This window comes from Neoakkermansia glycaniphila (assembly GCF_001683795.1).
Classification (GTDB): Bacteria; Verrucomicrobiota; Verrucomicrobiia; order Verrucomicrobiales; family Akkermansiaceae; genus Akkermansia; species Akkermansia glycaniphila.
In genome coordinates, this window is the sequence record NZ_LIGX01000019.1 from 1 (window position 1) to 13,172 (window position 13,172).

Annotated in this window: 11 protein-coding genes; 6 read left to right on the forward strand and 5 right to left on the reverse strand. The window is 58.8% G+C overall.

What is annotated here, in order from left to right; all coding sequences use genetic code 11:
* The 5 genes from AC781_RS05110 to AC781_RS05130 form a co-directional block, all read right to left on the reverse strand.
* On the reverse strand, positions 1–1,361 hold a 1,361-nt coding region (locus AC781_RS05110; protein WP_141675767.1), incomplete at its 3' end, for a chondroitinase family polysaccharide lyase.
* Between the two features lie 32 nt (positions 1,362–1,393).
* On the reverse strand, positions 1,394–1,789 hold the full coding sequence (locus AC781_RS05115) for a hypothetical protein (RefSeq protein ID WP_067773104.1): 396 nt from the start codon (positions 1,787–1,789) through the stop codon (positions 1,394–1,396).
* Between the two features lie 187 nt (positions 1,790–1,976).
* A complete protein-coding gene (locus AC781_RS05120) occupies positions 1,977–3,008 on the reverse strand; it encodes an HD domain-containing protein (RefSeq protein ID WP_067774522.1) in 1,032 nt (343 codons plus the stop codon).
* A 61-nt stretch (positions 3,009–3,069) separates the two neighbouring features.
* Positions 3,070–3,924 (reverse strand): metallophosphoesterase, encoded by an 855-nt coding sequence (locus tag AC781_RS05125; protein WP_067774525.1) that lies wholly within the window; start codon positions 3,922–3,924, stop codon positions 3,070–3,072.
* A gap of 142 nt (positions 3,925–4,066) precedes the next feature.
* A complete protein-coding gene (locus AC781_RS05130) occupies positions 4,067–5,566 on the reverse strand; it encodes an arylsulfatase (protein ID WP_067774531.1) in 1,500 nt (499 codons plus the stop codon).
* Positions 5,567–5,716: 150 nt separating this feature from the next.
* Between AC781_RS05130 and AC781_RS05135 the strand changes: the two genes are divergently transcribed.
* The 6 genes from AC781_RS05135 to rsmH all read left to right on the forward strand — a co-directional run bounded on the left by AC781_RS05135 (position 5,717) and on the right by rsmH (position 13,164).
* Positions 5,717–6,586 (forward strand): M23 family metallopeptidase, encoded by an 870-nt coding sequence (locus AC781_RS05135; RefSeq protein ID WP_067774534.1) that lies wholly within the window; start codon positions 5,717–5,719, stop codon positions 6,584–6,586.
* A 55-nt stretch (positions 6,587–6,641) separates the two neighbouring features.
* The gene (locus AC781_RS05140; RefSeq protein WP_176712497.1) at positions 6,642–7,928 is read left to right on the forward strand and encodes an OmpA family protein; all 1,287 of its coding nucleotides are present in this window, start codon (positions 6,642–6,644) and stop codon (positions 7,926–7,928) included.
* Between the two features lie 30 nt (positions 7,929–7,958).
* Positions 7,959–9,923 carry an ATP-dependent helicase gene (locus AC781_RS05145; protein ID WP_245741081.1) on the forward strand — a complete coding sequence of 655 codons (1,965 nt, stop codon included), beginning with the start codon at positions 7,959–7,961 and terminating at the stop codon, positions 9,921–9,923.
* 2 nt (positions 9,924–9,925) lie between these two features.
* Positions 9,926–10,954 (forward strand): acyltransferase family protein, encoded by a 1,029-nt coding sequence (locus tag AC781_RS05150; protein WP_067774541.1) that lies wholly within the window; start codon positions 9,926–9,928, stop codon positions 10,952–10,954.
* A gap of 193 nt (positions 10,955–11,147) precedes the next feature.
* Positions 11,148–11,603, forward strand: coding sequence for a division/cell wall cluster transcriptional repressor MraZ (locus AC781_RS05155; RefSeq protein WP_067774543.1), 456 nt, complete (start codon positions 11,148–11,150; stop codon positions 11,601–11,603).
* 580 nt (positions 11,604–12,183) lie between these two features.
* Positions 12,184–13,164, forward strand: coding sequence for a 16S rRNA (cytosine(1402)-N(4))-methyltransferase RsmH (gene rsmH, locus AC781_RS14410; RefSeq protein WP_067774848.1), 981 nt, complete (start codon positions 12,184–12,186; stop codon positions 13,162–13,164).
* Positions 13,165–13,172: the final 8 nt, after the last annotated feature.

The following is a 13,172-nucleotide window of genomic DNA, read 5'->3' on the forward strand; positions in this document are numbered from 1 at the left end:
GGTGTGTAGCCGCCGTAGCTGAGGTGGTGCCCGGTGTGGTGGTGGGCAGTGCCGTCTCTCCCGAAGGGGAGGGGGTTCTGGCCGATGGTGCGGTCGAGGTATTGTTTGTAGGCGCGGAGCCGCTGGTAGCGTTCGGCTTCGTCGGGGATCATGAGGATGGCTCCGGGGAGGTGGGAGGAGTAGTTGTAGAATTGGTCGCAGGAGCTGAAGGGTGCGTCGCTCATCATGGCATGGCCCATGTTGAGCCATGCGGCATTTTTGGCGATGCCGTCGAGGATGCCTGCGCGGGCGAGGAGGTCGCGATGGGCGTAGAGGGCGGGGGTGTAGTAGCGGTAGTCGTAGCCGTTGCCGATCCATCCGAAGTTGCCGCTTCCTTCCTGATGCCCCTGGTCGAGGAGGTGGCGGCAGAGGAGGATGTACATGTTTTCCACCCGCGTGCGGTTTTCTCCCTGTTCTTTGTGGATGGCGGTGGAGAGTTGGCGGAGGAGGGGGACGTAGGTGCGGTTGAAGGAGATGGAGCCGGGGATGGTGTGGAAGCCGTTGTCGGAGAGGGCGAGAGGCGGTCCGGTGACGATGCCGTTTTGTTCTTTGATGCCCAGGGTTTCGAATGTTTTGGCGAGCGATGGGAAGTCGGTGTAGGGGAGGCCGCCGCTGCCCGGTTTTCCAAGGTAGTGGCGGTCGAGGTTGTTCATGTCCTGTTTCGCTTTCGGGGAGATGCGTTCGGCTGGGACGAGGGGAGGGAGGTAGTGGCGGTTGAGGCTGATGTCGTGCTGGCTGTAGCAGGTTTTATCCGGCGTTTCGCGAAGGAGTGCGGGGTTTCCGGCCCATGGCTGCTGGTCGTCGGGCTGGACAGGCGCGGAGAGGAAGGCCGGTTTGACGGCGTCGATCCAGACCGTGCCGGAGGGGGAGTCGGTGCGGAAGATTGCTTTGTCGTATTCCGTGCCGGTTGGGAGGCCGAGGGTGGCGGTGTTGAGTCCGAGGACGCGCCATCCGGTGTAGCGGAGGTTGTACCAGCAGGAGGCAATGAGGGTGTCGCCTTTGTAGAGGTCGAGGTAGAGGCGTTCCCGTTTTGGGCTTTCGTTGTAGAGCCAGAGGCCGAGGTGGGTGACGGCGTTTTTGTGGCGGGCCGTTTTTTGCGTGGGAAATGTGTAGGCGAGGGTAGCGTCGGGCCGGGTCCAGGCCCATAAGAGCGCATGGGCGCCCGATTTGTAGTGGGTTCCGTCGATAGAGATGCGGCTGCCCTGTGAGGCCTGCCAGCCATTCGAGCCTGTTTCAAAGTCGGCTTGCGGCTCTTGCGCCCATGCCGGGGTAGTTGTGGCAAGAAGGATGGCGGCGATGGCGTGTCGGAACGTGGCGTTCATATTCGTACTACGCCGCCATCCTGTTTTTTATTTCAAGCTTTTGCCGGTTGGTCGGATTGTTGCCTGTTGCCGGATGTTTCCGGCGGGTGATCTTTGACGATGTGCGTGAGGGAGTGTATGGCCCATTCGCGCATGATAAGGCCCTGGTCGAGCGCGGCCAGGTTCCATAGGTCGAAGGTATCGGTGTCAATGGTCAACGTCAATTGATGCGTGCCATCCTGTTCGGGTATGTGCTGACTGGGAGCACCCCCGACGGGATAGTGTTGCATGAGCAGTTTCAGATGTTTTTCCATTTGAGGCGATATCGTATTCCAGGAGAACCAGGAATCGACTGTGCGTTTTTTGACTCCGCACTGAGCCCCAAGCCATTCACGGTTTTTACCGATACCTTTCAGCCATTTTCTGATTGCTGTCTGTAAAGGTTGCATTTTTCCCTTTTACTACAGGACTTGCGCTTTATACAAGAAAAATCAATCTAAATTGCAATGAGGATAGATATTTTGCAATCATGATTGTATAATAATGATATGCGATTCAGGTGGTATTTTGATGCTTCGGGTATACATTGTTTTTCAATTTTTCCGTATTCTATTATGAAATAGAATGTGTTAGGAGCTATTTTTCCGGAAGATCGATTTTTGGCAAAGGATGAACGACGTTTCCGGGGAGCGGTGCTTTTTTCTGTTGGATTCTCGGGGCGAGTTGTTCACTGGTGGTGTATGCATTGCGAAACATTTCCAGTTTTGCATCCAGGTTGTCGATGTAGTGTAGGGCGATGGCTTCCGGAGTTTTGGGCGGCACGGGCGAGCCGAATGCGAGTTCTCCATGGTGTGCGGCGATGAGGTGGAGGAGGTGGAGCCTGACTTGGTCATTGCCGGGTACGAGGGTGTTCCATTCGGTTTCGTTTTGGGCGACGAGCTGGCGGTAGAGGGTGTTGATGAGTTCAATGCCGATGGTAATGTGGCCGAGGAGTTCCCCGAGTTCGTTGTAGGGCATGACGAAGTCATGTTCTCCATAGTTGTTTTCCCAGAGTTTGCCGCAGTCGTGGAAGAGGCATCCGGCGAGGAGGAGGTCGCGGTTGAGGTGGGGGTAGGCGCCGGCGATGGCATCGGCGCAGTGCATCATGCCGTAGATGTGTTCGACGAGGCCGCCCCGGCGTGCATGGTGGTAGCCGCGTGCGGCGGCTGCGCGACGGAATGGTTTTTCGAATTGGCGGAGGAAGGTGAGGCAGAGCAGGCGGAGGCGGGGATCCTGCATGCTTTCGGCGAGGGTGAGGATGCCCCGGTAGCAGGTTTCCTGCTGTTGCCTGAGTTCGGGGTTTCCGGTGAAGAGGTTTTGCTCTTCTTCCGGTGTGAGGGGGCGGATGTCGAGGTCGGCGGCTTCCATGCCGTAGGCGCCTTTGGTCCACAGGGCGCGGGCGGCGATGCCATCAAGCGGTTTGAGGGCTGCACATGCGGAGTACCACGGGGAGTTGTCCCATATTTTGAGGGTGAAGGAGGTTGCCGCATCCGCCAGGGTGATTTCGAGGTAAGGTTTGTTGGTTTTGGTGGTTTTGGTTTGTACCTGTGAGATTTGAGCGTGTATTTCCCCATAGGCTGGGGTGGCTGCTGCTTCCTGCATGAGGGCGTTGATTCCGGCGAATTGCATGATAGATGAGCGTAACGGTTCCTGCAGGGGATGTCAAGTTTGCAGGTGAGCGGTATGTGGCTCAGTGCAATCGGATGTGTACGATTTCCGGTGGGCAGAAGAGGCGGATGGGGAGGATGCTGGTGCCGAGTCCGCGTGAGATGTAGATTTGTTTGTTGCCGTGGCGGTGGTAGCCGCTCATGAGTTCTTTGGTGCAGCGGGTGGGTACCGGAGAGAGGGGGTAGCCCCCCGGCAGGCATATCTGGCCGCCGTGAGTGTGTCCGGCGAGTGTGAGGTCGACATGGGAGGGGATGACGGGGAAGGCGCCGGGGCTGTGGGTGATGACGATTTGGGGCGTTTCGGGATGCTGTTTCGGAGGGGTGCTGCCGGCGTGTGCCGGGTAGGTGTCGTCGTCGCTGATGCCGGAGAGCTGGATGCTTTTGCCGTTTTTGAAGGTGATGATGCGGGATTGCCCTTCCATTTTGATGAAGCCTGCTGCCTGAAAGGCTCGGTCGAAGGAGGCTGCGCCACAGGCATAGTCGTGGTTGCCGAGGATGTAGTAGACCGGTACCCGGGCTAGCGGGCGGAGTGTTGCCGCGATTTGTTCGGGACTCATGGTGCTTTCGGCAGTGTGGCCTTGGGCAAAGTCTCCGAGGAGGACGATGATTTCGGGAGCGAGGGCGAGTGTTTTTTCGACGATGTTGCGGATGCGGTTTTCATCGCCCGGTCCGGCGTGGAGGTCGGCAAGGGCGACGATGGTTGCTGGCTGTTCGGTTTTGTTCCATTCCGGCAGGTTGATGTCGAGCAGGGTGGTTTCGAGTTTGCGGGGTTCGAGGAAGGTTCCCTGTACGATGAGGCAGATGCCGAGCAGGATGGCGGTGAGGAGAAGGGTGAGCAGGATGGCGGGCAGGCGTCTGGCGAGGGAATGGCGTGTCATGGGTCGGGTTGATTGTGCGGGTATTGTAAGAGGCTCCTGTGGGAGGGTCAATGGCAAGTGGCGGCAGTTTTACCGGATGAGACGAAAAGAACCATGGCATTTGGCGGCCATGGTTCCGGTTCGGTTATGCTGTGTGCGCTGTTCAGGGGGCTGGAGCGGCCGTCGGAGCATTGATGCGCAGGGCGGGATATCCTTTGGCCGCTTTGTATTCTTTGGCAAGGATTTGTTTGGCCTGTTCGATGAGTTTGCCTTCCGATGCTGCGATGTTGTTTTTTTCTGCAGGGTCGCTGGCGATGTTGTACACTTCCCAGTTGCCGGGTTCTTTTTTGCCGGGCAGCAGGTTGCGGCGCATGATTTTCTTGTTTCCGAGCCGAACGGCAACCTGTCCGCCGTATCCCCCGCCTGCCCAGACCATGGGGCGGCGGTTCGGGAGGGTGTCCGTTTTGCCAAGCCATACCGGGAGGAGGTTTTCGCCCCGGGGGTCGCCGGGGTTGGCTCCTACCGCTGCACAGAGGGTGGGCATGATGTCGGCATGGTAGGCCGGTTGGTCGATGGTTTTGCCGGGGGCTATTTTGCCGGGCCAGACGACGATGCCGGGTACGCGGAGGCCGCCTTCGTACATTTGGCCTTTGAGGCCTCGCAGTTGCAGGACGGAGTGGAAGAATTTGTGGTCGACTCCTCCGACGTCGTGTGTGGTGCCGTTGTCGCTGGTGAAGATGACGATGGTGTTTTTGTCGAGTCCGTTTTTCTGCAAGGCGTCGAGCAGTCGGCCGACATTATGGTCCATCTGGGAGATCATGGCGGCGTAAGCTGCACGGGGGCGGGGGTGGGGCAGGTAGCCGTTTTGCCCGCGGTATGGTTTGGCGTCCCATTCTGCCGGGTACTGGTCGATCCATTGTTGCAGGGGTTGCATGGCGACGTGGGGTTCTAGGGGTGCGTAGTAGAGGAAGAAGGGCTGTTTGCCGCCTTGTTTCCCACGTGTGTTGATGTAGTCTACGGCGCGGTCGATGATGAGTTCGGAGGAGTGGTTTTGCGCCCTGTAGTTTTCTGCTTTGACTTCTCCCTTGGGCTGGTGTTTATGCCCGGGGATGAAGGGGGCGTTGATGGTGATTTTTTTGCCGTTGTCCCAGAGGAAGGGCGGGTAGTAGGTGTGGCACATGCGCTGGTCGGTGTAACCGTAGGCGGTGTCGAAACCGTGTTTGTCCGGAGCACCGGTGGTGCCGTATTCGCCGAGTCCCCATTTGCCGAAGAGGGCTGTGGCATAGCCGAGTTTTTTCAGGGATTCGGGAAGGGTGTATGCCTGTGCGGAGATGGGCCAGTCGCCCCGGAGATTCATTTCATTGCCTTCACGGGTATCGACGCGTTTGAGGTCCTGTACGTCGTTGCATCCGGTGTGGCGTCCGGTCATGAGGACGTTGCGCGAAGGCGAGCAGACGGGAGCTCCGGAGTAGAAGTGTGTCCATCGCTGGCCTTGTGCGGCGAGCCGGTCGAGGCGGGGCGTTTTGATTTTGTCTTGTCCGTAGCATCCGAGTTCGGCCCAGCCGAGGTCGTCGGCATTGATGAGGACGATGTTCGGGCGGTCCTGTCCGTAGCAGAGGGGGCTCAGCAGGAGTGCGACGAGGGTGAGGAGTCGGAATTTCATGGCGGTTTTACGAATTCTGGATGATGTTTCCAGTAAACGATTACGGTGACGGTTGTGGTTTTCTTTCATTCTGATAGTGTTTTGTTGTGTTTTTCCGTCGGAGATTGCATGCTTGACTTTGCCCCGCCGGACGGTTATTCTCCGGGTGGAATGATGTCAGACAAGGCTCCTCAGAAAAGCACGGTTCGTATAGTGTTCTATCTTCTGCTGGTTGCGGGGATATGTCTGCTGGGCTATGCGTGGTTCGCCGCTCGCAAGGATGCGGCGGATTCTTCGTCCCGGAGGGCGAATATTTATGATGCCGATGTGCCGCTGTCGATGATGCCGGAGTCGTTGCATCCGGGAGCCCTGCTGTTGTCTCCCTATCAGCTGGTGGATGTTCCCGTGATCGACGGGTTTACTGCTCCGATGGGCGACGAGCGGGGGATGGGGACGTATGTGGCGCAGCCGTTCGGGGTGATGAATAGTGAGCGCGGCGGCGTGCATGCGGGGCAGGATTGGAACGGTATCGGAGGCGAGGATTCGGATTTCGGCGATGCGGTGTATGCGGTCGGGCGCGGGTTGGTGGTGTATGCAGGCAAGCCGTCGGACAGCTGGGGCAATGTGGTGGTGTTGGCGCACAGGACGCCTGATGGCCGGGTGTTGCAGTCGCTGTATGCCCATTTGAGCAAGGTGAATGTGTGCGTGGGTGAGGTTGTGGGCCGGGGAAGGATGATTGGCGAGGCCGGTTCTGCGGACGGGCGTTATCTGGCTCATTTGCATTTTGAGTTTGCCGAGTCTCTGGCGGTGGAAGCCGGGCAGCCGGGATATTCGAAAGGGTCGATGAATCGGCTGGATCCGGATGCCGTGCTGAAGCAGTATGCGCTGCCGGATACGGCTCCGCTTGCCGATCCCCTGGGTGATGTGCAGGCGTTCGGTGATGTGGAGGTCGGCAAACAGGCCGGCAGTCCCGAGTCTGAAGGCGACGGCGTGTTGCGGATCAATCCGGCGATCTGGCTGGATGCCGCGTCTGGTGAATAGTTTGTAACCCATTTGTTTGATGATGAATTTTCGACGTTTTCTGGTTCCGTTTTTTGTGAGCGCGTTACTGACGTCGCTTTTGATTCTGGTGGTGCAGTTGCGCCGTCCGTCCGAGCCTGCTGCCGATTCTACGCGGAAGGCGGCGGCTGAATCTCCTGCCGCCCGGGAGGAGGTTGCCGAGGATGTGCCGGACGAGCATGTGGCGACGGCTCCCGGCAGGGTAGACCAACCGGAGGTGCCTGTGGTGAATGTGCGTCAGGCGACGCGTTCGGATCGTTCGCTGGTAGATGCGCTCGCCAAGGCGGTGCAGGAGAAGGATGGCGATGCGGTGGAGAAGCTGGTTCAGTCCGGCGTGTTGGATGAGGAAGGATCTGCCGTGCTGAAGAAGTGGGTTGAGGATAAGGGTGTGAAGCTGCGCGGCGATAAGGCCGTGGAAGCGGTGGGCAGTGCGGATGGCGGCAGGATGATGCGCTACCGGCTGTATGGAGAGGATGGCCGTAATTTGCTGGTGGATCTGGTTCGCGATGCGGAGGGGGCGTGGAAGGTGAAGTCGGTGCAGGAGGAGGATGAGAAGGCCGCGGCGGATTGTACGCGCGATGCGCTGACGGTGGCGGATTCTTTCGTGAAGGCGGTGCGGAAGGGCGATTTTCATGCCGCTCGCCGTCTGACGAGGGGCAAGGCGGTGAACGATGCGACGATTGCCGGGCTTTGTATGGTGTTCGAGGAGGGGGATTATGCCCTCCGGGATCGCGAGCCGATCAAGGTGATGCTGGAGAATGAGTCGAATGCCGGGTTTCTGGTGTATCTTCGTTCGGCTGCCGGGAAGACGGCGAATATGGGGCTTGAGCTGGCGAAGGGCGATGCGGGCAAGTGGGCGGTGGAGAATGTGTCGATGGATGCGCTGCTGGATTCGTATGCCCAGCGGGGCAATCAGGAGGGCGGGTTCTATTTTCCGCTGGTGAAGAATCCGAAGGGTGGGGATTCCGTGGCTCTGTTTTTCGGTTTCGATGAGGCGGAGCTGACGCCGCGTTCGTTGCGCCAGTTGGCGATTGTGGCCGATTTGCTGAAGGCTTCTTCCCGCCATCTGGAGATTAGCGGGCATACGGACGATTTGGGTTCGGATGCGTATAACAGGAGGCTTTCGGGCCGCCGTGCGCAGGCCGTGAAGGATGCTCTCGTGAAGCTTGGAGTGCCTGCTTCGCAGGTGAGTACGAAGGCGATGGGCAAGATTCAGCCGAGGCGTACCTATGCCGCCGGGTCGGCGGATGAGGAGCTGGAGTCGATTCGCGGCGAGAACCGCCGTGCGGAGATTTATCTGGATTTCGTGGAGGAGGATGCCTGAGGTATGGCGCGAGCGTATACGATTCACGGGATGCAGCAGCCCGCGCCCGGAAGGGATTATCAGGGGGAGCTGAATGCCGAGCAGTTCGCGGCAGTGACGACCGATGCCCGGCATGCACTGGTGATTGCGGGCGCTGGTTCCGGCAAGACTCGGACGCTGACGTACCGCGTGGCCTGGCTGCTGGAGCATGGTGTGGCTCCGTGGCGGATTTTGCTGCTGACGTTTACGAATAAGGCGGCTAAGGAGATGCTGACGCGCGTGCGCGATCTGGTGCCGCAGGATACGAGCGCGATTTGGGGAGGGACGTTCCATTCGATCGCCAACCGGATTTTGCGCCGCCATGCAGAGCTTGCCGGGTTTACATCGTCGTTTACGATTCTCGATTCGGATGACCGGAAGTCGATGCTGAAGGCGCTGATCAAGGCGAAGGCGGATACGAGCAAGGCGGCGCGTTTTCCGAAGGCTGAGGTGCTTTCCGGTCTGTTCAGCCTGGCGGCGAACCGTGGGGAGAAGTGGGAGGATGTGCTGTTGTCCGAGTATCCCTATTTGCAGCACCACCGCGAGACGATCGGGGTGATTTACGATGCGTTTGCGGCGCGGAAGCGGGAGAGCAATGCGATGGATTTTGACGATTTGCTGGTGATGGCCGTGGATTTGCTGCGCAGGCATGAGGAGGTGCGCGAGCGTTATCGCAGCCAGTTTCTGCATGTGCTGGTGGACGAGTATCAAGATACGAATGCTTTGCAGGGCGAGATGATCGATTTGCTGGGGGGAGGTGAGGAGACGTCGCTGATGGTGGTGGGCGACGATGCGCAGAGTATTTATTCGTGGCGTGGGGCGGATGTGCAGCATATTTTCGATTTCGAGAAGGAGTTTCCGGATACGGCGGTGTTCAAGATCGAGACGAATTATCGCAGTGTGCCATCGATTCTGGAGTTGTCGAATGCGGCGATTGCGGCCAATAAGCGGCAGTTTGCCAAGGTGCTGCGGCCCGCCCGCGCGGCGGGCGAGATGGTGCCGGCTCTGGTGCCGCTGCCGGATTCGCGGGTGGAGGGGCTTTTTGTGGCGCAGAGGATTGCGGAGCTGGTCGATTCCGGGGTGTCTCCTTCGGATATCGCGGTGCTGTACCGCGCGCATTTCCACTGCCTTGATGTGCAGATGGCTTTGACCCGGGCGGGGATTCCCTTCCGGGTGACGAGTGGGGTGCGTTTTTTCGAGCAGGCGCATGTGAAGGATGTGATGGCTTTTCTCCGGGTGCTGGTGAATCCTCTGGACGAGGTGGCTTTTCTGCGCGTGGTGCGGATGTTCCCGAAGGTGGGCGAGGTGATGGCTCGCAAGCTGTGGATGCTGTGGCTGGCGGAGCTGCCGGAGGATGTGTCTGCGGTGGACGGTTTCGCCCAACGATGGGGTGTATGCAAGGTGGCGGCCGGAGTGAAGGGGGCATGGGAGGAGTTTCTGGAGCTGATGGATTCCCTGCGGCCGGAGGAGGTTTCTCTGGCTCCGGGGGAGATGCTGAAGCGGATTATGGAGTATTACGAGCCGTTCATGCAGGCGGAGTTCGATAATTATGAGGATCGCTGGCTGGATCTGGAGCAGTTGTGCGATGCGGCGGATGCGTTTGGCGGTTTGGACGAGTTTTTGGCCCAGACGGCTCTTTTGAGCAATACGGATGAGGATGAGAAGGGGGAGGCCCGTGCGGAGGTGACGCTTTCCACGATTCATCAGGCGAAGGGGCTGGAATGGAAGGTGGTGTTTTTGATTTCGCTGTGCGACGGGATGTTCCCCCACCAACGCGTGATCGATGAGGGCGATCCGGATGGGATGGAGGAGGAGCTGCGGCTGTTTTATGTGGCGGTGACCCGCGCCGAGGATCAGCTTTATATGAGTTATCCCCGTGTGAATAGCAGGTCGTACGGTTCCGGCGGGTTTTACCAGTATCCGTCGCGGTTCTTGAGTTATTGCCCGTCGGATTTGATGGAGCAGTGGGAGGTGTGACGATGTCCGGTTCGGAGGTGTTTTTTGCCATGGAGGTGAAAGGCGGTTCGCCGCGTGCGGGATGGGTGGAGCTGTGCCGGTTCGTCGGGTTGTACGCGGTGATTCTTCTGCATGTGGAAGCCGGGCAGGCGGGATGGCTCAGGCAGGTGCTCTGGGGGAATTATGTTTCGTGGAACGGTTTGTTTTTCCTGATTTCGGCGTATTTCCTCGGGCGTACCCGTGCCCCGATGCTGCAGAGGGCCGGTTTTTTTCTGAAGTTCTATTTTTTGTGGAATGCCGTGTTTTTCCTGTGCAAGACGGTTTGGCTCGCGCCGTGGGCGGAGGGCCATTCTTTTCCCTATACGGTTTGGGATTGCATCCGGTTGATGCTGGGCGTGGATTGCCAGTCGTGGAGCGATGGAGGGAGTATGCCGTGGGATTATCCTCTGTGGTTCCTGAGGGATTTGATGATGATGATGGCGGTGTTTTCGTTTTTCCGTACCCGTCGTGTCCGTGCAATCGGTTCGCTTGTGCTGTGTGCCGTGTCCTGCGTGCAGCCGGTGAATGAGGCGGCGGTGTTTTACGGTTTGCCCGGTGAGCAGTCATGGTGGTTTTTCTGCGCGGGGATGTTGTTGTCTTCGGTCGATTTGGAGGTGTGGCAACGGTTTTTGATGCGTTCCGGGTACTGCTTCGTGGTGGGTTTTGCTTTTTTCTTCGTTTTCCGCTGTCCTGCTGTTTGGGATGTTCCCGTTTTGTCGATGGTGCTGAGGTTGATTGTCGTGGCGGCTGTGCTGACGGTTTCTGTATGGATTTGTGCGGCGGTTCCGGCTGTCGGCCGATGGAGCGCGGTGTTTTCTCCCGTTTTTTTCTTTATTTATGCCTCGCATGCGGTTTATCTCGGTTTGTTGAGCGGGAAGGGTATTGATAGCGTGTGGGCCTGGGCGGCCCTTTCGTTGCTGTATATGGTTGCCGCAGTCGTGTTTTTCCGGCTGGTGAAGAAGTATCGCCCGTCGTGGACGGGAATTTTGTTTGCAAGGCCCATGAGACGATAGTTTGTTTAATGGCGGGCGGATTTTTTTCCTGTTCGCGCCTGATGCCCGGATGGAAGGCGTTTCATTAACTCCGCTTGATGAAAGGTTTGCCGTTTCAGAATCTGGTAGAGATTTTTTGCAAAAAATTGAGGTTTGGTGTTGACTTTCCCGGTGTGCTGGGGTGTACTGGGGGTGTCTCTAAGTGTATTGAGTGATGTCAAACGGGCTTTCCAATGAACTCTGTGGCAAATACGACCACAAGCTCGACCCGAAGAATCGCGTGGCGATTCCTTCGGAATGGAGGTGTGGGGACGAATGCCCGGTCGTTTTGCTGGAATCCAGCAAGGAAGGCTATCCCATGGTGAAGGTGACGTCGCCCGAGCAGTTCCGTGCATGGGTGGAAGAGATTCGCGCTTCCGATCGTCCTATGGGGGCGAAGAACCGCTATGTGGGCAGGATGTACGCCGAGTGTTTGCACGGGGTGATCAATGCGCAGGGTAAACTGCTGGTTCCGAAGAAGATGTGTGTGCGTCTCGAGCTGGATGCCGATATCAAGCTGGTGGCCCGCGGCAATTTCTTCGAGCTGTGGAAGCCGGAGTCGTTCACGCTTGCCGATCAGATCGAGCTGGCGGCGATGGAAGAGATGAATGAAGTTTTCGATATTTTCTGATATGTTGATGCGTTCTCCATCGGCAGGCCCTTCCGGGCTGCCCGGCAGAGGCGAGGTTCCCGATGAGGGCGGCTCGCTTCAAGGGAGCGCGTGGGTAGGCGAAGAGGCGCCGCCCGGGATGTGCTATGAGGTTTGGCTCTGGCTGGATGATGCTGTGGATGCTGAGGTTCTGGAGGATTGGAAGGCTCGGAAAGCTGCGTTGTCCACGGAGATGCGGGATGCCGGAATACGGGGTTCCCGCAAGAAGTTGGGCGATTTGGAGAATGAGCTGGCGCAGTGCTTCGAGAGCTGTGTGGCTGGTGTATTGCGCCGTTCGGTCGGGTGCTGTGCTTTGCGTACGCGCGCAGGCGATATGGCGCGCGGTTTCGAGGCCGTGCCCGGAGCGGTGGTGTACGGCTGGGATGTGGAGCCGAATTTCGTCCGGATCTGGCTGGAGCTTTCCGGGGAGTGCGGCGTGGATTCCCTGATCGACGGCTGGAAGGAGGCTCTGCCGGATGTGGCATGGTCCCCGGTGTGCCATGTTCGCGGGCTTTCCGGCCGAGACTGTGCTGCCGCCCTGCGTCGTCTGTCGGCAGCCATGATGGAGGCCGGAGTGGCGAACGGCTCGGGAACGGTGTCCGCCGCCGAGGCTGGGCCGGAGTTCCGCCATGTGACGGTTTTGCTGGAGGAGTCCGTGGATGCTCTGCTTCCCGCCGAAGGGAAGGTGATTGTGGATGCAACGCTTGGCGGCGGAGGCCATAGCGAGCTGTTGCTCGAACGCGGTGCGACGGTTTGGGGTATCGATCAGGATCCTTCCGCCCGGCGTGCCGCTTGCGAACGCTTGGCCCGGTTCGGCAGCCGTTTTCGCGTGCTGGCAGGCAATTTCCGCAATGCCGGAGCGATGCTTCGCGAGCAAGGTGTGGAAGCGGTGGATGGCGTGCTGGCCGATATCGGCATTTCATCCCATCAGGTGGATACGCCCGAACGCGGTTTTTCGTTCCGTGAAGACGGTCCGCTGGATATGCGGATGAATCCCGAATCTGCCCGCAGTGCGGCGGTGCTGGTGAATGAGGCTTCGGAAGCTCAGATTGCCGATTGGCTTTGGAAGTACGGCGAAGAGCGCGCTTCCCGCAGTATTGCCCGTGCGATCGTGAAGGCACGCGAGTCGGCTCCGATCGAGACGACCCGGCAGCTGGCTTCCATTATCGAGGGCGTGTTGCCCCGCCATGGCAAGCAGCATCCGGCTACGCGCAGTTTTCAGGCGTTGCGCATTGCCGTGAACGATGAGTTGGGCGCTCTGGAGTGCCTGCTGGAATCCGGTGTGAGCCTGTTGAAGGCCGGAGGCCGCATGGCGGTGATTTCGTTCCACAGCCTGGAAGACCGTGCGATCAAGCAGTTTTTCGATAAGGTGTCGCGGCCCGAAGTGGATCGCCCCGAATGGCCGGAGCCGCGTCCGAATCCGGAGTACTGCGCCCGCCTTGTCAACCGCAAGCCGATTCTGCCGTCCGAGGCGGAGCTGGCGCGTAATCCGCGTGCGCGCAGCGCGAAGCTGCGTGTGATAGAAAAAGTGTCCCCCAGATGAATTCGACG

Excerpts from the sequence above, each read along its gene's own strand:
- AC781_RS05115 (WP_067773104.1), bottom strand. The coding sequence starts at position 1,789 with ATGCAACCTTTACAGACAGCAATCAGAAAATGGCTGAAAGGTATCGGT.
- AC781_RS05125 (WP_067774525.1), bottom strand. The coding sequence starts at position 3,924 with ATGACACGCCATTCCCTCGCCAGACGCCTGCCCGCCATCCTGCTCACC.
- AC781_RS05130 (WP_067774531.1), bottom strand. The coding sequence starts at position 5,566 with ATGAAATTCCGACTCCTCACCCTCGTCGCACTCCTGCTGAGCCCCCTC.
- AC781_RS05135 (WP_067774534.1), top strand. The coding sequence starts at position 5,717 with ATGATGTCAGACAAGGCTCCTCAGAAAAGCACGGTTCGTATAGTGTTC.
- AC781_RS05155 (WP_067774543.1), top strand. The coding sequence starts at position 11,148 with ATGTCAAACGGGCTTTCCAATGAACTCTGTGGCAAATACGACCACAAG.
- AC781_RS05120 (WP_067774522.1), bottom strand. The coding sequence starts at position 3,008 with ATGCAATTCGCCGGAATCAACGCCCTCATGCAGGAAGCAGCAGCCACC.
- AC781_RS05145 (WP_245741081.1), top strand. The coding sequence starts at position 7,959 with ATGCAGCAGCCCGCGCCCGGAAGGGATTATCAGGGGGAGCTGAATGCC.
- AC781_RS05150 (WP_067774541.1), top strand. The coding sequence starts at position 9,926 with ATGTCCGGTTCGGAGGTGTTTTTTGCCATGGAGGTGAAAGGCGGTTCG.
- rsmH (WP_067774848.1), top strand. The coding sequence starts at position 12,184 with ATGGAGGCCGGAGTGGCGAACGGCTCGGGAACGGTGTCCGCCGCCGAG.